General features: G+C 64.0%; 8 protein-coding genes (1 of these 8 only partly in view). 7 read left to right on the top strand and 1 reads right to left on the bottom strand.

The window, feature by feature from the left end; translation table 11 throughout:
- Positions 1-187: 187 nt before the first annotated feature.
- Positions 188-643 carry a hypothetical protein gene (locus J4E63_RS09855; RefSeq protein WP_207281779.1) on the bottom strand — a complete coding sequence of 152 codons (456 nt, stop codon included), beginning with the start codon at positions 641-643 and terminating at the stop codon, positions 188-190.
- A 774-nt stretch (positions 644-1,417) separates the two neighbouring features.
- Here J4E63_RS09855 and J4E63_RS09850 point away from each other — a divergent pair.
- From J4E63_RS09850 to J4E63_RS09820, 7 genes are all read left to right on the top strand, one after another.
- Positions 1,418-3,592 carry a multicopper oxidase family protein gene (locus J4E63_RS09850; RefSeq protein WP_207281778.1) on the top strand — a complete coding sequence of 725 codons (2,175 nt, stop codon included), beginning with the start codon at positions 1,418-1,420 and terminating at the stop codon, positions 3,590-3,592.
- 22 nt (positions 3,593-3,614) lie between these two features.
- Complete coding sequence (locus J4E63_RS09845; protein WP_207281777.1) at positions 3,615-4,037, top strand: hypothetical protein; 423 nt, start codon at positions 3,615-3,617, stop codon at positions 4,035-4,037.
- A 109-nt stretch (positions 4,038-4,146) separates the two neighbouring features.
- Positions 4,147-5,682: a tyrosinase family protein gene (locus J4E63_RS09840; RefSeq protein WP_207281776.1), complete on the top strand. Its 1,536-nt coding sequence runs from the start codon at positions 4,147-4,149 to the stop codon at positions 5,680-5,682.
- 172 nt (positions 5,683-5,854) lie between these two features.
- Entirely contained in the window at positions 5,855-6,478 is a 624-nt protein-coding gene (locus J4E63_RS09835) for a DUF2182 domain-containing protein (RefSeq protein ID WP_259333676.1), read from the top strand.
- 113 nt (positions 6,479-6,591) lie between these two features.
- On the top strand, positions 6,592-7,314 hold the full coding sequence (locus J4E63_RS09830) for a hypothetical protein (RefSeq protein ID WP_207281774.1): 723 nt from the start codon (positions 6,592-6,594) through the stop codon (positions 7,312-7,314).
- A gap of 575 nt (positions 7,315-7,889) precedes the next feature.
- Complete coding sequence (locus J4E63_RS09825; RefSeq protein WP_207281773.1) at positions 7,890-17,453, top strand: non-ribosomal peptide synthetase; 9,564 nt, start codon at positions 7,890-7,892, stop codon at positions 17,451-17,453.
- A protein-coding gene (locus J4E63_RS09820) for a non-ribosomal peptide synthetase (RefSeq protein ID WP_207281772.1) crosses the window boundary here: on the top strand, positions 17,450-19,500 show its 5' portion. Its footprint extends 15,763 nt past the window's final position; the window shows 2,051 of its 17,814 coding nt (coding positions 1-2,051); its start codon is at positions 17,450-17,452; its stop codon lies off the right edge, out of view. Before J4E63_RS09825 ends, J4E63_RS09820 begins: the two co-directional genes overlap by 4 nt.

Here is a 19,500-nt window from a genome sequence, read left to right as displayed (position 1 = left end):
TCAGTGGAACTCTGTTGAAATCCAAAGGGTTATTATTCTTGCCGAGGCAGGAAAAGACTTAATCCCGGACTTGTTCTTGAAGTGCTTCAAGGGTCAAGAGGGGATTTATTCCAAGCTGAGCGACTGAATTCCATTCGTAGCCAATCGGACGAACTCGCGCCGCGGTTACGCACCTCGTCGACAGGACTTACCGTACCTGGTACAGCACAGCAGCCCCTGGCTTGGGTTCGAAAGCCGGCACGGTGCGCTGCTCAAGTGGCACCCCCTTGGCGTCCCAAACCAAGGTGTCCGATGGATACTCGTCCTTGCGGGTCATGGCGTCGATCTGCTTGACGATCACCTCCGAGCTTGCAGGCACCTCGGGGTTCCATTGGAATACGCCAACTCGACCGTAGAATACAGCCGGCGCGTTGGCATCGAGACGACGATCGGGACACATCACCAAGCCGCGATCAAGCATGACCCGCAACGCGCCGACAGGCACCGCCTTCACCGTGGGCGTGGTGCGCTCGGCGCTGTGGCCTGGGCAGACATTGGCCGAGCGAGTCACCATGTCCTCGACCACTTGACGATCGGATTGAGCCTGCGCCGAAAAGACAACGGCAGACAAGGCGAGCACTACAAGATTTGACTTCCAGAGCACGCGAAACCTCCTATGGAAAAAAATACTCCAACGTTTCGGACCGCCCCCATGCAAGAACCGTCCGTTGCCAAGGGGCACTCTTGAAGACTACCAAGCCATTAGTTTGTTCCACTTGCTGATTGATAACCCTAGCGCTGACTACCGCCATTCATCCGCATGCACAGATAGGTTTGAGAGGGGCACGTTGTGCCGTCGATCATCTGAATACCCTCTACCGGCCCCCATCAGAAAATTCCTACGAAAATATCTTGCAGATAAAGTAACGCCGGCTATGCTCCCAAAGCTGACTTTCAGGATACTGGCTCCGAGCCACAAGACCTCCGATCTTGCCGTCCGGGCATCGCAACGCTGATTAGCAGGAAGCTACACATCTGGCGACGCAAACGCGTTCGTCATGGTGTTCCCCAGGAGGGAGCCATGTCCGCACCAGGACAGTACCTGTTTGCAATAGCGGCCCATGATCCCGTGGTCTTGCTCGATATCAGTGCCCCTTACGAGCCATTCAATCGGATGGCTCGGAGAGAACCGCCGTACACCCCCGCCCTCCCTTGCGCCACCCAATCGCCGGACCACCGCCCAGCCGCAGGCCGCACCTGCGACTCCTCCGGCATGGCTGCGAACAGCGCCAATGTGCTAAAGCGCAAAGATTCCTCCTGGAAAACAGGCAGCCTCACCGCAGGATCGATGTCGGTTCCCATATAAATCAGCTGATCAAAGGACACACAGCCGCCAAGGCTGTCGCACACATTCGCGCAATGGCGCAGGGAGAACAATATGACTTCGCTTCGTATAGTCCTGGCCGGGTTGTTGGTCTGCACAACCTCCCAGGCAGTGTTTGCCGAACTCGCCGCCCAGCCATTCCTGGCGCCGCCCAGGCTTGTTGAAAAAGGCGCGCCGGGCACGCTGAAGGCAACTGAGTCGACCCTTGCCAAAACAGATTGCAACCCGCAGGGCGACATTACCCGCGACGGACAAACCGTCGAACTCAACCTGCAAGTGCAGAAGCGCGAAAACTATATCTACAACCCGGGCAATCCCGACGGTGCCAAGGACAAGGTCCAGCTGCGTTCCTATGGCGGCTGTCTGTCGGGGCCGCTGATCGATGTGCAGCCAGGCAACACCTTGCGGGTCCACCTGGACAACCAACTGGATAAAAACGATCCCAGTTGTCCGGGAGGGGGTGATCCGGCGAATGGCCAGCCGGGCTGCTTCAATACGATCAATCTGCATTACCATGGGATGCACGTGTCTCCGTCGGGCAACAGTGACAACGTGCTGTTGAACATCGCCCCGCAAACCAAATTCGAATACGAGATCAACATCCCCACCGATCACCCTTCGGGCACTTTCTGGTACCACGCGCACCGGCATGGCTCCACGGCGCTGCAAGTCGCCAGCGGTGCCGCGGGTGCCCTGATTGTACGCGGCAACCGCCCCTACACGGGCGGCAAGCCAGGCGACATCGACACCATTCTCAAGGATGCGGCCGGGAAGCCCATTACCGAACAAGTCTTTCTGTTCCAGCAAATCCCGTATGCGTGTTTCGACGACATGGGCGCCATCATTAAGCAAAAGGATCTCACCTGGACGTGTCCCAGCGGCAAAACCGGTGTGGTAGAGAACTTCGATGCACAACTCTCCTCGGCCACTGTCTGGGATGAGAGTGGTCGGTTCACCAGCATCAATGGCGTAGTGCAACCGACCCTGCAGGGCATTGCCGCGGGAGAAATCCAACGCTGGCGCTTCATTCATGGGGGCATCCACGACACCGTGAACCTGCAAATCGTGCCCATGAACACGACCAATCCCAAAGCCAGTCTCGCGCTCAAAGGCGTGCTCAGCGGTACACCGAAGGCACAGGCTGCGCTGATCGCCGACCTGTGCCCGGTGACCGTGCCCGACTCCAGCAAACCGGTCGAGCTCGTGCCTCAGTTCGAGATCGCCGCCGACGGACTCACACGCACTGCAATTCGCCCCATCGGCGTCAACAAAAAGAGCGTGAGCGGCGGCATCGGCAGCAACTTCCTGCAACCGGGCTATCGCAGCGATGTGCTGCTGATGTTCCCCCGCGACGGCACCTACTGTGTACTGAACCAGGCAGCGACTCCCGCTGAACGCGCCAATGCAGGCCCCAAGGGTGGCCCGGGCGGCCAGGGTCCGAACGAAACACAATTGCTGGCCACGGTCATCGTGTCGGGCGGCCAGGTGGTGACTGATGATCCGCAAAGCTACATCCAGCGAGCGCTGTACGACGCTAACAAAACGGATAAGTCGCTCCCTGCCGCAGCCCTGGAAGGGCTGCGAACCGGAGACCTGAACCCCTGGCGCGGGATGGATGACCTGAAGAATGCCGTGGTCAATGACGACATTCAGAAGGCCGACTTTTTTATTGGCAATCCGCCATTCCCGCCCTCGCCGCCCGCCAACGCGCCGCAGAAACCGGGAGACCCGTGGACCGGCCCGTTCGGCTTCTACATCAACTACAAGTCCTACGATCCGGACCGCATCGACTTCACCCGACAGGTCAATACGACAGACGATTGGGTCCTGACCTCCCAGGGTGAACCTCATATCTTTCACATCCACGTCAACCCGTTCCAGGTGATGGACGTGCTCTACGCCAAGCCGGGCGAGAAGCCCAAAAGCATCTTCGGCGCCAACGGCGAGTGCCTGGTGCCAGCCGACGAACTGGGCCTGCAGAATCAATATTGCGGGATGTGGCATGAGTTCAAGGACACCATCTTCGTGCAGAACGACTACCAGGTCCTGGTGCGCACGCACTACGACCGCTACATCGGTGAGTTCGTCATCCACTGCCACATCCTCGACCACGAAGACGGCGGCATGATGACCAATATCCAGATCGTGCCGGACATCACTGCTGTCGGCGGTGGCATTGGCATGGCCGGTATGAAGCACACGGCACATCAACACTCGAACTCCAAGTAACCCTGATCAGGAGCTATCGGTAATGAGCAATCCCTTTGCAGGCCAATGGACGTACAGGAGTTTTCTCAACAACCCCGCGTTGACTGACGGTGACCCGAAAAAACTGGAGGCGCTGTTGTTCGCCGAAGGTGTGTGGACCGTAGAGGACACCGCCAACGAGACGTTCATCGGCGAACTCAGTTTCGGGGCAAACGCCGTCATGGATTTGAAGGGGGTCATCACCCATGGCCACGGTCGTCCAGACCATGTGCACATTGCGGGCAGCGGGCGTCCCGGGACCTCGACACAAGACTACTTCTACGATTATGACGGATCGCTGACAGAGCGTTGGCCCAACGGCGTGAGCCAGGTCCCGGCCATCACCGGGTCGGTCATCCGCATGAAACCTCACAATGGCGAACCCGCTGGACTGGTCGCCTCGTTCATCTGCGTCAAAAGTACCTAGGTACTGTTTGTCGGGGCACTACCGGGCCGCCACGGATGTCGAGCAAGCAATACCGGCGACCAGGATCCGATCCACTGCAACGTTCGTTATTGACGACAAGGAGTCGGGCATGACCACTACCTCCACCACAGCGCCTGTCACCCAACCTACCTGGTACGGGCAGATCCGCGACATGTTCACCTCAGTAGACCGGGCGCACATGGCCAGGCAAGGCCTCGACCTGGCCAGCTACGACGCGGTGATGAAGCACGCAGGCGACATCTACCAACAAGTGGCGGGGGGCAATATGCCGCCAGACCGACCCTGGCCCGCTGACTGGGCGGGTACCTTCCTCAACTGGATGAACAACGGCTACCCGAAAGGAGTCCCCGCTGCCAGCGCCAACGCAACGGACTTCGCTGCGCGGTCACTGTTCAGCGCAGACGCGTCCACCGCCAGGGTCCGCAAGGACATCACCACGCTGTCCAGCGCCGAGCTCGATCTGCTCAAACAGGCGTTTTCAGCCATTATGGCCATGGACCCCTCCGATCCCAACAGCTACTTCACGCAGGCCGGTTATCACTGGTTTCCGGCACCCAATACCTACTGCATGCATCACGTCCCGGGCTACAACCCTTGGCACCGAGCCTATCTGGTCAGCTTCGAGAACGCCCTGAGATCGGTCCCCGGCTGTGCGAACGTCACCCTGCCCTACTGGGATATCACCACGCCCTTCCCCGACGTGCTCAAAAGCCCGCCCTTCGACCAGTACACGTTGCAGCAAGCGGCCAGCTCCGATTATCCGGAAGGCTACGTCACCACACGGTTTACCTACGACACGATCGCCCAGAACCTGCTGACCTATGGGGTGACCGATGATGTGAACCGGGCCATGAGCAAAACTGACTGGGAGGACTTCCACGGCTATTGGTCCGGCGCCGCCCACAACACCATCATTGCCGCCCACGACAGTGGCCACAACTCAATTGGCCCCACCATGCAGAACCAGGAAGTGGCGGCCTTCGACCCAGTGTTCTGGTTCTTCCATTGCAATTGGGACAGGCTGTTCTGGGAATGGCAGAAAAAAATGCTGGCCACCGATCTGCATGGATTGCTCACGACTATCAACGAAGTCACCGACCCCGTCAGTTATCAGATCTTCAACGATACGGCGCTGCAAACCCTGAACCCATTCACCAGCACCCCGCCAGAGCTGAACACGCTGGCGATCATCGATTCGGTCGCTCAACTCGGCATTGACTATGCACCCGCGGCGACAGGCTCGAACGTCGATTTCCTGCCAAAGACCCAGCGTACGCTCGCTGCATCCAAACACTTCACGGTTGAAGCCGATCGGGTCAATGTGCGGGTCAGCGGTATCAATCGCCTGAAGATCCCCGGCAGCTTCTCGGTGCACTTGCAAAAAGACGCCAAGACCATTGCCTCCAGAGCATTGTTTCAACCGGTAGAGGTTCAAAGCTGCGCCAATTGCGTGACCAATGCCATGACCCAATTCGATTTCGAGTTACCCATGGCGGCCGTGTTGGGCGGCAAGCTGAGCGTCTGGGTAGAGCCGGTGAACAAGGACTTCATCGGCGATCGGTTCCCGCAGAAGCTGATGGGCGATCCCGTCATTGATGTGCATCTATTGCTGCAAACTCAGTAGCGCTGGACCAAGGGTGCCGGACTTCAGGCGTTGAAGTCCGGCTTCAGCCGTTGACGAACGCCAGATAGACATCAGCGTCGAGAACGACCTCATGCGCCCAGGCTCTGTTCTACGCCAATTTACCTACGACCCCTGGCCGGTGCTTTTGGCAATGGCGGGACTCGGCTTGGCCTTGTCCGTCTACAACGACATCACCACCAACGGACCTGCGTTTTGCGTCACAGTGAATGGGCTATCGATCTTCACGAGTTGGCCTGCCGCCCTGCAAGCGGAGCTGGCACTCAACCCACCCCAGCGAATCCTGGCCGGTTGGGCCTTGATGCTCCTGGCCATGATGCCGCCCCTCCTGGCGACGCCACTCATACACCTCTGGCGCTCCAGCCTGCCAAGCAGGCGAATACAAGCGTCAGTCGGCTTCCTGCTCGGTTACGGTGCCATGTGGATGGCCGCCGGCCCGCTCCTGATCGCCCTGGCGCTGTTGCTACAGATGGCTGCCGCAGAAAATGCCCTGGCCGTGGCGCTGCTGGTTGCGATGCTGTGGAGCGCGAGCCCGTGGCACCGCGCAGCCCTCAATCGTGGCCGCCGAATGGGGCGGCTAAGCCTGTTCGGCTGGGCTGCCGACAGGGATTGCCTGATCCGAGGCCTGGCGCACGGCCTCTTTTGCATCGTTTCGTGCTGGGCCTGGATGATCGTGCCGCTTGTCAGCGGGTCCTGGCACATTCCGATGATGTTGCTGGCGGGCGCGATCCTGCTGTCTGAACGGCTCAGCGCTGCCAAAACGCCGCGCTGGAGCTGACCGTTTAAAACAAGGCTTCACGTATGCAATCCGTCTGGACCTTCCCTTCCACCTCATGTTTTTTCATAGGCCGTCGATACCCTGCTAACTTCAGACGTTCAAGGAATGACGACATGACCCTTTCAATCAATTCCGTATTTATCCGGCCATCAGCCGCTCAGCTGAGCCAAACCAGCCAGCCATTGACCACCAAAACCCTCAGTGAAGACTTGCTGAAAACCACGGTCAACATCAATCCGGCGGCGATTTGCCATCCAATCAATGAAGCCCCCGCGCCGAGCCCGGAAACGGCATCGATCGAGAGCATGATCGCGCGCACCCAGTCGCCGGATTACCCGCAAATTGCCGAGGGGCACAAAAGCGCCCATCAATCGCTGAAACTCTCTTTCGAAGAGTTCCAATCAGCGTTGGCTCACACCGATCCGGATCTCGCCGAGAAGAAATTTGGCTTCACCATCGAAGCGGATGGCAGCCTCAAGGTCCTCGACAGTTCACGCCAGCTCAGCGCTTCCGACATGGATCGGCTGAACGAGCGGCTGAATGCTTCCAGTGAGTTGAAATCGGCAGCGAGCAGCTACCGCGACGCCTCCATCGCCCTGGTGGCCGCCGACGCTACGTGGGGTGGCAACTTTACGGGTGGGTACATTCTGAACAAGGACAACTTCGCCAACACCATCGATCTGGGTGCCCTATTCCTTAAAAAAGGGACAACCCCAAACGCTGAGACCCTGAACGGCTTCTTCTCCTCCCAGCTGTGGAGCAAGGGCGAGCGGATGACGCATGAAACCGTCACCCAGATGACCGTAGGCGCCAATAAGGTCGACGTGACGGTTTGACTAAATGATGCGCAGACTATCCAGGTAGCTGTCAGGCCAAGCGTGGTTTTTTCATTGCCTATCACCTTAGTTGGCTGAACTCAAATGTTGGCCGGACGCTTGCCAAACAAGTAACGTTGCGCGGGGACAACCTGCTTCAGCAAGTGATGTACGATCTCCAGCGCCTGCACCGTTCGCCGTTCCATCCTGTCGGCCTCCCCTACGCTCACCTCTCCATGTCCCCCGCCTGCAAGGGGCGGGACCGACCCCCGGTGAGCGATCACACAACCCACGGGCTCAAGCCTGCGCGGCAGCTCTAGCCCGCGGCGGGGCGGGAAATGATTCCGATACGACATCGTACAACTATTAAAAAATGCTTCCCATCTGCAAAAGCGCTGTTATTTTAAATGCGCACCAAGCCCGTCCCACCCATCGAAAGACGCCGGAAATCCGTTTCCAGCGCGGCCATATCCGGCCAGGGGAGCGGCGTCGAGGCTTGTCTGCCGTTGTTTTCTAAACAGGACCGGTCCGTATCGCGCAGGCCACAAGCCTTGCCGCGTCGACCCAGGGGCACGACCCCTGCACAAGGAGGTGTCATGATCGAACCGCGATGCATTTCGTTGAGTTCCACGCAACAATCCGTCTGGCTCGACCAACTGCTATCGCCCGACACGCCCTCCTACAACATCGGCGTAACCGTGGAAATCCACGGCACGGTGGACCACGCGCTGTTCGCCGTGGCGCTGCGAGCCGTGGTGGCCCAATTCGATGCGTTGCGGCTGATGATCAGCGACCGCGACGGGCAGGTGCAGCAGCAGGTCGCCGAGCACTTGCAGACGCCGTTCACCTTCCACGATTGGCGCGGTGAGTCCGAAGGCCGGGCCATGGCCGCCATCGAGCAATTGAATCGCACGCCGTTCTCGCTCCGCGGGCAACCTCTGTGGGGCATGGAATGGTTTCAACTGTCCGACACCCATGCGCTGTGGAACAGCCGTTACCATCACCTGATCAGCGACGGCACTTCGGTGGGCCTGGTCGGCCAGGCTGTCAGCGCCGCCTATAACCAACTGTTCGTCGGCGAGCCACTCCAACTGGACCCGGTGTTGGCTCAGGGCTATCGCAGCTTTGTCGCCAGCGACCGCGATTACCTTGATTCGGCGCGCCACGCCAAGGCGCGGGATTTCTGGCTGGAGCAGTTCCCGGCATTGCCGGAACCGTTGTTCCAGAGTGCTTCGCCGTCCCGTGATCCGGCCAGCACCAGCGAGCCGCAGCCCAGTGCCCAGGCGATCTGGACCCTGGGCCACCAGCGCCTGGCCCTCATGACCCAGTGGGCAAAAACCCAGGGCGCGACGTTGAGCCATTGTCTGAGCGCATTGCTGGCCGGCTACTTCAGCCGGGTGACCGACCAGCGTGAGCGATTGGTCATCGGCGTTCCGGTGCACAACCGCAGCAATCCCCTGCAGAAACGGACCGTGGGCATGTTCTCCTCGGTGCTGCCGCTGACGGTCGAGGTCGACCCCGCCGCCAGCTTCGTCGAGACCGTGCAAAGGGTAGCCAGCCAGACCCTGCGCAGCTACCGCCACCAGCGCTACCCCCTGCAAAGTCTGCATCGTGAGTTGCGGGCTCGCGCCGGCCATCCCGGCCAGTTGTTCGAGCTGATGCTGTCGGTCGAACAGTACCCCGGCGACGTCAACCTTGCCTCGGCCCGCTGCGCTCTGCGTACCTGGCACAACGGTTTTGAGCGCTATCCGCTGGCGATCTATCTGCGGCATTACGAAGCCCAGGCCGAACCTTTTCTGGAATTCAACTACGACCCGCGACTGTTCAGTGCCGAACAAATGGCCATGCACCTGCGGCGCCTGGAGTGCTTGAGCGATCAGGTCCTCGCCGAGCCAACCCGGGCCCTGGGCGACTGGGTGCTGCTGGACACAGCCGAACGGCAGCAGATCCTTGACGATTTCAATGCCACCAGCCATGACTACCCGGCCGATGAACCGCTGCCTGTGCTCTTCGCCGGGCAGGTGCAACGGCGCCCCGATGCGTGTGCGCTGCTGGACGGCGCGCAGACCCTGAGCTACCGCCAGCTCGACCAACGGGCCGAGCGCCTGGCTGGGCATTTGGCGGCCTGTGGGATTGGCGCCGGTGATGCGGTGGCGCTGTGCCTGGCCCGGGGGGCGGCGTTGATCGTGTCGATCCTGGCGATCCTCAAGCGCGGCGCATGCTATGTACCCATCGACCGGGAGGCCCCGACGGCCCATCAGGCGCGGGTACTGGCGGACTGTGGCAGCGCCTGGCTGCTGGTGGCGGGTGACGATCGGCCCGCACTGGAAAACGTCCGCTTCATTGACGTTGCAGCGCCAGACCATGTATTGGCTGAATCCCACCCGACCCGCGAAGCCGGCGATGTCGCCTACATCATGTACACCTCCGGCTCCACCGGAACGCCCAAGGGCGTGCAGGTGCCGCACCGCGCCATCACCCGGCTGGTGCGCAACAACGGCTTCGCCGAGTTCACCGCCCAGGACCGCTTCGCCCTCGCCGCCAATCCGGCCTTCGACGCCAGTACCCTGGAGATCTGGGGCGCGCTGCTCAACGGCGGCTGCCTGGTGGTCTGCCCCAGGGAAACCCTGCTGGACGCGGCCCGCTTCAACGAGCACCTGCTGCACCACGAAGTCAGCGTGCTCTGGCTCACCGCCGGGCTGTTCCATCAGTACGCCGAGGCCCTGGCGCCGGCCTTCGGCGCGCTGCGCTACCTGATGGTCGGCGGCGACGTGCTCGATCCGCGGCGTATCGAAAAGGTCCTGCGCCATTCGCCACCCCAGCACTTGCTCAACGGTTACGGGCCGACGGAAAACACCACCTTCACCACCACTCACGCCATCACCCTCGCGGATGCGTTGGCCGGTGACATTCCCATCGGCCGGCCCGTGGGCAACACCCAGGTCTACGTGCTGGATGAACAGCGCCGCCCAGTGCCGATTGGGGTGGTCGGCGAGCTCTACGTCGGTGGTGATGGGCTCGCCCTGGGGTACCTGAACCAACCCCGACTGAGCGAAGAACGCTTCGTCGCCAACCCCTTCAGCCAGGCGCCCGGGGCACGCTTGTACCGCACTGGCGACCTGGTGCGCTGGCGCGCCGACGGCGTGCTGCTGTTTCTGGGCCGCAATGATTTCCAAGTGAAGATCCGTGGCTTTCGCATCGAGTTGGGGGAAATCGAAGCCCAGCTCAAGGCCCTGCCGGGGATCGGCGAGGCGCTGGTGCTGGCCGATGCCCAGCAGCGCCTGCTGGCCTACTTCAGCGCCACCGAGTCGCACGAGCCCAATGCCCTGCGCGCCCGCCTGGCGGCCGTGCTGCCGGACTACATGCTGCCGGCGGCTTTCGTCCAGGTGGAAGGTTTCGCGCTGACCGCCAATGGCAAGCTCGACCGCCACGCCCTGCCCGAGCCCGACGAACAGCATTTCGCTCTGCACTGCTACGAAGCGCCCCAAGGGCCAGTGGAAACCCGCCTCGCCAAACTGTGGGCCGAGGTCCTCGGAGTGCCGCGGGTCGGTCGGCAGGACAACTTCTTCGCCCTCGGCGGGCATTCGTTGCTGGCGGTGCAGATGGTCGAGCAGTTGCGGGCCGAAGGCTGGCAGTTGGACGTGGGGACCTTGTTCAGCGCGGCGAACCTGCTCAATCTCGCATTGCTGCTGGAGAACCCGCTGGGTCCGGCCAAATCACAGGCGCTGCCTGAGGCACCCGCCATCGCGCCGGACTGCAAGCGCATCACCCCGGCCATGCTGCCGTTGCTCAGCCTGCCACAGTCTCAGGTCGACCTGATCGTGACGGCGGTGGAAGGCGGCGCCGCCAACGTGCAGGACATCTATCCCCTGGCGCCCCTGCAGGAAGGCTTGCTGTTCCAGCACCTGCTGCAACCGACCGACGACGCCTACCTGTTACGCGCGACGCTGGCCTTCGAAAGCCGCCCACTGCTGGACGCCTTCATCGCCGCCTTCGATCAGGTGATCGCCCGCCATGACATCCTGCGCAGCGCCGTGCTCTGGGAAGGCCTGGACGAGCCGGTGCAAGTGGTCTGGCGCGAGGCGCCCCTGCCGGTGGTCTGGCTGGCGGCATGCGACGCCTTCGCCGAACAGCCCCTGGACATCCGCCGCGCGCCCCTGGCCCAGGCCTACGTGCGCTTCGACATGCCCAGCGGCCAATGGCAGTTGCAGTTGGTCCACCACCACCTGGCCATCGACCACGCCACCCTGGCGCTGTTGTTCGGCGAAGTCCGCACCTTGATGCAAGATCCCGGGCATCCGCTGCCTCCGACCGTGGCGTTTCGCCGGTTCGTCGCCCAGGCCCGCGAGCACCGGCGCCAGGCCAGCGCCGAGGCCTATTTCCAGCGGCTGCTCGGCACGCTCGACGAACCGACCCTGCCCTACGCGCTGCACGACATCCAGGGTTCCGGCCGCGACAACCGCGAGGCCCAGCGCTCACTCGACCCCGCCCTGGCCCGCCGCCTGCGGCAACTGGCCAAGACCCAGGCGGTGGGCGTCGCCAGCCTGTTCCACCTGGCCTGGGCCATGGTGGTGGGCAAGGCCAGCGGCCGCGACGACGTGGTCTTCGGCACGGTGCTGTTCGGTCGCTTCAGTGCCGGCCAGCAGGTGGAGCAGGCCCTGGGGCTGTTCATCAATACCCTGCCCCTGCGCATCGACCTCGACATGCCCCTGTATAGCGCCTTGCGCCAGACCCATGGACGACTGACCGAACTGCTCGCCCATGAACACGCGCCGCTGGCCTTGGCCCAACGTTGCACTGCACTGCCCACCCAGGCAGCGTTGTTCTCAGCGCTGCTGAACTTTCGCCACAGCCAGGCACAACGCTCGGCCCGCCCAGATTTCGACCTGCCCGGGGTGCGCCTGCTGGGCAGCGAGGAGCGCAGCAACTACCCGTTCTGCCTGTCCATCGATGACCTCGGCGACGGCTTTGCCCTGACCGGACAGGTCCATCGTTCAGTCTGCGTCGACGCGGTCCTTGCGCAAATGATTCGGGCCCTGGAGGTGGTTGCACAGACCCTGGAAACCGCACCGGCCACCCGTGCCTGTGCCTTGGACATCCTACCTCTGGAGCAACGCCAGCAACTGCTGGAAGAATTCAACGCCACACGGCAGGCGCATCCACGGGACACCCTGCTGCACCAGCCCTTCGAGCGGCAGGCGGCACTGCATCCCGACGCCATGGCGGCGCAGTTCGAAACGCCCGCGGGAGCCCAGCTCAGCTATGCCCAGCTTAATCAGCAGGCGAACCAGTTGGCCCACGCCCTGCTGACGGCCGGGGTGCGCCCCGATGACCGGGTAGCGATCAGCCTGCAACGTGGTCCAGACCTGTTGATCGCCCTGCTCGCCACCTTGAAGGCCGGCGCGGCCTACGTACCGTTGGACCCCAACTACCCGCCGGCGCGTCTTGCGCACATGCTCGAAGACTGCGCGCCCCGGCTGGTCCTGAGCAGCCAGGCCGTGGTCAGTGGATTACCGGCCACGGCGGTCGAATGCTGGTGCCTGGATGCAGCGCAGTTGCGGGACCGGTTGGCGACCCTGCCCACGGAAAACCCCAGGGTTGCGGACCTGGGCCCAGCGCACCTGGCCTACGTCATCTACACCTCGGGCTCCACCGGCGTGCCCAAGGGCGTGATGATCGAGCACCGCAACGCCTGCAACTTGCTGCATTGGGCGCTACGCAGCTTCGACGCCGAGGAATGGCGCCGCAGCCTGTTCGCCACGTCGATCAACTTCGACCTGGCGGTCTTCGAATGCTTCGTCCCTCTCGCCGCCGGCGCGACCCTGCACCTGGTGGAGAACGCCCTGGCGTTGGTGGCCCGACCCTGCCCGGTGTCGCTGATCAACAGCGTACCCTCGGCGGTGGAAGAACTGGTCAGGGTCGGCGCCGTCCCCGACAGCACCCGGGTGGTCAACCTGGCGGGCGAACCGCTCAAGCCGCGACTGGTGGAACAATTGTTCGCCCGCAGCACGACGCAACGGGTCTGCAATCTCTATGGGCCAACGGAAACCACCACCTATTCCACCTGGCTGTCGATGGACCGTGCGGGGGGCTACCGGCCCGGCATCGGCCGGCCCCTGGACAACACCCGTGTCTACCTGCTTGACCGTCATCGCCAGCCGGTGCCGTTGGGCGTGGCCGGTGAGATCTACATCGGCGGAGCAGGCGTGGCGCGGGGTTATCTCAATCGTGCCGAGCTGACCCAAGAGCGCTTTTTGTCCGACCCCTTCGTCGAGGATCCCCAGGCGCGCATGTACCGCACCGGTGACCTGGGGCGCTGGCGAGCCGATGGTTCGCTGGATTACCTGGGACGCAATGACTTCCAGGTCAAGGTACGCGGGTTCCGCATCGAACTCGGGGAGATCGAAACGCAGTTGCTGGGCATGCCGGCGGTGCGCGAAGCGGTGGTGCTGGCGCAGCCTGGCCCTGCCGGTGATCCGCGGTTGGTGGCCTATCTGATAGCGCAGGTTTCGACCACGCCCGTTCCGGACTTGGCTGAAGTACGCGCCTATCTGGAAAGTCGCTTGCCGGACTATATGCTGCCCAGCGCCTGCGTCGCCCTGCAGCAACTGCCACTGACGCCCAACGGCAAACTTGATCGCCAGGCCCTGCCGTTGCCCGAGGCCCAGGCCAGCAGTGCCGTCAGGCAGGCGCCGCAAGGGGACACCGAACGGCGGCTGGCGGCCATCTGGACCCAGGTGCTGGGCGTCTCGGAAATCAGCCGTGACGACGACTTCTTCAGCCTTGGCGGGCATTCGTTGCTGGCGGTGCAATTACTCGAACAGTTGCGCCGCAATGGCTGGGACCTGGACATACGCAGCGTGTTCGAACGCTCGACACTGGCCGCCCAGGCCCTGCGCCTGGAAAAACTGGCCAGCGTTCCGGCGCCGGCACCAAGCGTAAGCGCCATCCCGACCCCGTGCGCCCGCATCAGCCCGCAGATGCTGGATCTGGTGACCCTTCCCCAGGCACAGATCGACCTGATCGCGGCGCGAGTGCCCGGCGGCGCCGGCAATATTCAGGACATTTATCCACTGGGCCCCTTGCAGGAGGGCATGCTCTATCACCACCGCGCCCAGCGCGAGGGCGATCGTTATGTGCTGCGCAGCCTGCTGGCCTTTACCGACGAGGCGCGCCTGCAACGTTTCTGCGCGGCGCTGGGCCAGGTCATCGGCCGGCACGACGCGCTGCGCACCCTGGTGCTCTGGGAGGACCTGGAGGAACCCGTGCAGGTGGTGCTGCGGCAGGTCGCGTTCACGCCTCGGCGCCTGGCGCTGGAGGGTGACGATATCGCGGCGCGGCTACAGGCCAGTGCCGACCCGCGCCACTACCGCCTCGACCTGCGACAGGCCCCGCTGATCGAGGCCCGGGTGGCCTTTGACCCGGCGCAGGAGCGCTGGCTGTTGCTGCTGTTGCATCACCACGTGGTGGTCGATCACACCTCCCTGGAATTGATGATCGAAGAGATCGCCCTGATCGAGGGCGGACGCCCGGCGGACCTGCCGCCGCCCACCAGCACCCGAGCCTTGGTGGCCCAGGCCCGGCGACCAGAAGCGGTGGCCGCCGCCCGCGCTTTTTTCAGCGAGCAGTTGGGCGATCTGGATGAACCCACCCTGCCCTTCGACCTTGACCTGCAAACCGATCCCCGCTGGCAGGCCCTGGAACACCAGCAGCCGCTGGCACCGGAGCTGGCGCGCCGCCTGCGTCGCCAGGCCGAAGCCCACGGGGTGAGCGCGGCGAGTGTCTGCCACCTGGCCTGGGCCCTGGTGCTGGGGCGCCTGAGTGGGCGCGACGATGTGGTCTTTGGCACGGTACTGTTCGGCCGCCTGCAGGCCGGCACCCACGCCGACCGGACCTTGGGCCTGTTCATCAACACCCTTCCACTGCGGGTGCGCCTGGACGGCGGCGTCCACGCCATCCTGCGGCAGGTCCAGGACACCCTCAACGGTCTGCTCTGCCACGAGCAGACCCCGCTGGCCCTGGCCCAGCGTTGCAGCGCGGTCGCGCCGGGGACGGCGTTGTTCAGCGCCTTGTTCAATTACCGCTACAGCCATGCCGGCCAGGCCAATGTGCACCAGGCCATGCCCGGCATGACCCTGCTGCACAGCGAGGAGCGAACCCATTACCCCTTCAACCTGGCGGTGGACGATCTGGGCGAAGGTTTTTCGCTGACCGCCCAGACCCACCCCGACCATGCGCCGGAACGGCTGCTGGGCTTCATGCTGACGGCCCTGCACGCCCTGGTGGAAGCGCTGGAACAGACCGACGATGGGCACATCCAGTCATTGGACGTATTACCCGCCGCCGAGCAGGCCCGGTTGAATCGCCTCAATCCAGTGCCGTCCGTGTCAGCGCCCGACGGCACCCTCCACGGGCGCTTCGCCGAGCAGGCCGCTCGCCACCCCGACGTCCTTGCGCTGATCGACGAGCACCGCCAACTGAGCTTTCGACAGCTCGACGAACAGGCCAACCGCCTGGCCCATCACTTGCTGGACCAGGGCGTACGGCCCGGGCAACGGGTCGCGGTATGCCTGGACCGCGAAGCGCACCTGGCGATCGCCTTGCTGGCGGTGTGGAAAGCCGGCTGCGCCTATGTACCGCTGGACCCTGATTATCCGGCTCCGCGGCTGGCCTTCATGCTGCAAGACAGCGCTCCGGGGGCGCTGCTCACCCAGGAGCGAGTGCGCGAGGGGCTGCCGACATTCGACGCCGGGCCGCTGATCTGCCTGGATGCCGTTGGTGCCGCCTGGCAGCAGGCCGCAACCGACGATCCGGACATCGGCACCCAGTCCAGCGACCTCGCCTATCTGATCTATACCTCAGGCTCCACCGGCCAGCCCAAGGGCGTCATGGTCGAGCACCACTCGGTGCTCAACCTCTGGGCCGGGTTGCACCAGCGTCTGGCTGACCTGCCGGCCGGTACGCGCTGCTCGCTCAACGCCTCGGTGGCCTTCGACGCCTCGGTCCAGCAGTTGTGTCAGTGGCTGAGCGGCCACTGCCTGGTGTTGATTCCAAAACGCGTGCGCCTGGACGCGGCGGCCCTGCTCGATTACCTGCAGAGCCGGCAGGTAACCCTATTCGACTGCACCCCGACCCAGTTGCAGGCGCTGCTCAAGCATCGCCAGACGCTGGCCCTGCCCCAGCCGTTGCCCCGCCGCCTGCTGCTCGGCGGCGAGGCCGTCCCCGCAGAGCTCTGGCAGCAACTGGCCGACGAGCCCGGTGTGCGGGTGCTGAACGTCTACGGCCCGACCGAATGCACGGTCGACACCACCAGCGCCTGGCTGGATCAGCATCCGCTGCCCAGCCTTGGCCTGCCCCTGCCCAATACTCAAGTGCACGTGCTCGATCATCACGGTCGGCGCGCGCCGCCGGGGGTGGTGGGTGAAATCCACATTGGCGGCCGAGGCGTGGCCCGTGGCTACTGGCAGCGCGAGGCGCTAACCCGGGAGCGGTTCATCGCCGACCCATTCTCGACCCAGCCCGGCGCGCGGCTGTACCGCACCGGCGACCTCGGTCGCTGGGAGCTTGATGGCAACCTCAGCTACCTTGGCCGCACCGATTTCCAGGTGAAGATCCATGGGCACCGCATCGAGCTGGGGGAAATCGAAAGCCATCTGTTGACACTGCCCGGTGTTCGGCAGGCGGTGGTGGTCGGTCGTCCCGATCGCCATGGCGTGGCCCGACTGATCGCGTACCTGCTGGGCGACGCGCCACCGACGCCGGCACAGGCTCGGACGGCCCTGGGCGAACGCTTGCCCGAGTCGATGCTGCCCAGCGCCTATGTGCGCCTCGATAGCCTGCCGTTGACTGCCAACGGCAAGCTCGACCGCAACGCCCTGCCCGAACCCGACGCCCAGGCGTACGTGCAAACCCGTTACGAAGCCCCCCAAGGCGACATCGAAATAGCCCTGGCGGCCATCTGGTGCGAGCTGCTGAACGTCGAGCGGGTCAGCCGACACGACAATTTCTTCGCCCTCGGCGGCCACTCGCTGATTGCCATGGGGCTGGTGGAGCGCATGCGCCAGCACCACCTGCGGGTCGACATCAGCCAATTGTTCACCGCACCGACCCTTGCCGGTCTGGCCGCGGCCACTACTCCATTGAAGGAACTGCTCCTGTGACTGCGGATCAATTGCTGGCTCTGCTCAAACACCGCGGCGTGACCCTGTCGTTGCGCGGCGACCAACTCTCGGTGGTGGCCGACGATGAAGTTCTGGCCGACCAGGAACTGATCGCCCTCCTGCGCAGCCACAAGCCGGCGCTGATCGAAGCCCTGCGCCAGCCCGCGGCACAGCCCGCCGGCACCAGCGGACTGCTGGCGGGTACCACCGTCATCACCCCGGCGCTGCTCGACCTTTGCCAGCTCGAGGCGGCTCAGATCGAGGGCATTGTCGCCAGCGTTCCGGGCGGTGCCGCCAATATCCAGGACATCTACCCGCTGGTGCCCCTGCAGGCCGGCATCCTCTTCCACCACCTGCTCCAGGAGCGCGGCGATACCTACCTGCTGCACGTGCTACTGGCCTTCGATGACGAACCGCGCCTGCGCCGCTTCATGGACGCTCTCAACCAGGCCATCGCCCGCCACGACATCCTGCGCACCGCGCTGGCCTGGGAAGGTCTCGACGCGCCGGTCCAGGTGGTGTGGCGTCAGGCCCCGCTGACGCTGGAACTGTTCAGCCCGCCCGCGGGCGACGTGGCCACCGCGCTGCGCGCCTGGACCGATCCCAGGGAGCATCGGTTGGACCTGCGCCAGGCACCCCTGATGCGCGCGGTGGCTGCAGCGGATCCGGCAAACGGTCGCTGGCTGCTGCAACTGCTGCACCACCATGCGGTGATGGACCATACATCGCTGGAGCGGCTGGTGAGCGAGGTCGCGGCGATCCAGCAGGGCCGCCTGGCCGACTTGCAACCGCCACGCCCGTTCCGTGATTTCGTGGTGCGCGCCCGTCAGGGCCTGAGCGAAGCGCAACACGCGGCATTCTTCACCGAGCTGCTTGGCGATATCGACGAGCCCACCGCGCCCTGCGGGCTGCTCGATGTGCGCGGCGACGGCAGCCAGGTGCAGACCCTGGAAGTGCCACTGGCGCTGGATCTGAGCCGGCGCATCCGCGAACTGTCGCGCCGCCTGGAAGTCAGCAGCGCCAGCCTGTTCCATCTGGCCTGGGCCCTGGTGCTGGGTAAGACCAGCGGCCGTGACGATGTGGTGTTCGGCACGGTGATGTTCGGTCGCCTGCTGGGCGCCGCCGAAGCAGCCACCGCCATGGGCCTGTTCATCAATACGTTGCCGTTGCGGGTGCGCCTGGCGGTGCCGGTGAGGCAGGCGCTGCGCGACACCCATGGGTTACTCAGCCGGTTGATCGCCCATGAGCACGCGCCCTTGGGCCTGGCCCAACGCTGCAGCGCGCTGCCCAACGGCACGGCGCTGTTCTCGGCGCTGCTCAACTACCGGCACAGCACGGCCCAGGGGCCTGCCCCGGTGCTCGATGGCATGCAGGTTCTGGGCGGTGAGGAACGCACCAACTATCCTTTCAACCTGTCGGTCGACGACCTGGGCGATGGGTTTTCGCTGAGCCTGCAAATCGATCCCCTGGTGGGCGCAGCCCCGGTGCTTGGCTGGCTGCAAACGGCCCTGGATAACCTGCTCAACGCGCTGGAAGGTACACCCCAGCGCCTGGCCTGCCATCTTTCGATACTCCCGGAGGCGGAGCGTGAGCAACTGCTGCACACGTTCAACGCTACTGCCCGGCCGCTGCCCGAACGGGACCTGTTGCACCTGGCCCTGGAGCGCCAGGCCGAACGCCAGCCCCAGGCCATCGCCGCGCGTTTCGACGCGGCCGATGGCGCCAGTCCGTTGACCTATGGAGCGCTCAACGCCCAGGCCAATCGCCTTGCCCACCTGTTGCTGGGCGCCGGCGTGCAGCCGGACAGCCGGGTAGCGATCTGCCTGGAGCGTGGCCCGCATCTGCTGGTCGCCCTGCTCGGCATCCTCAAGGCCGGCGCGGCCTATGTGCCGCTGGACCCGGCGTACCCGCGCGAGCGGCTGTCGCACATGCTCGAAGACAGCGCGCCTCAGGCGTTGCTGACGACCACCGCACTGCAAGCCAGCGTGACGGCACCGGCGGGTTGCACCGCCCTGTGCCTGGACGATCCGCAGACCCAGGCCCGTCT

The organism is Pseudomonas sp. FW300-N2F2, from assembly GCF_017351655.1.
GTDB classification, from domain to species: Bacteria; Pseudomonadota; Gammaproteobacteria; order Pseudomonadales; family Pseudomonadaceae; genus Aquipseudomonas; species Aquipseudomonas fluorescens_AA.
This window is presented reverse-complemented; position numbering and strand designations above follow the sequence as displayed.

Excerpts from the sequence above, each read along its gene's own strand:
- J4E63_RS09850 (WP_207281778.1), top strand. The coding sequence starts at position 1,418 with ATGACTTCGCTTCGTATAGTCCTGGCCGGGTTGTTGGTCTGCACAACC.
- J4E63_RS09845 (WP_207281777.1), top strand. The coding sequence starts at position 3,615 with ATGAGCAATCCCTTTGCAGGCCAATGGACGTACAGGAGTTTTCTCAAC.
- J4E63_RS09840 (WP_207281776.1), top strand. The coding sequence starts at position 4,147 with ATGACCACTACCTCCACCACAGCGCCTGTCACCCAACCTACCTGGTAC.
- J4E63_RS09830 (WP_207281774.1), top strand. The coding sequence starts at position 6,592 with ATGACCCTTTCAATCAATTCCGTATTTATCCGGCCATCAGCCGCTCAG.
- J4E63_RS09825 (WP_207281773.1), top strand. The coding sequence starts at position 7,890 with ATGATCGAACCGCGATGCATTTCGTTGAGTTCCACGCAACAATCCGTC.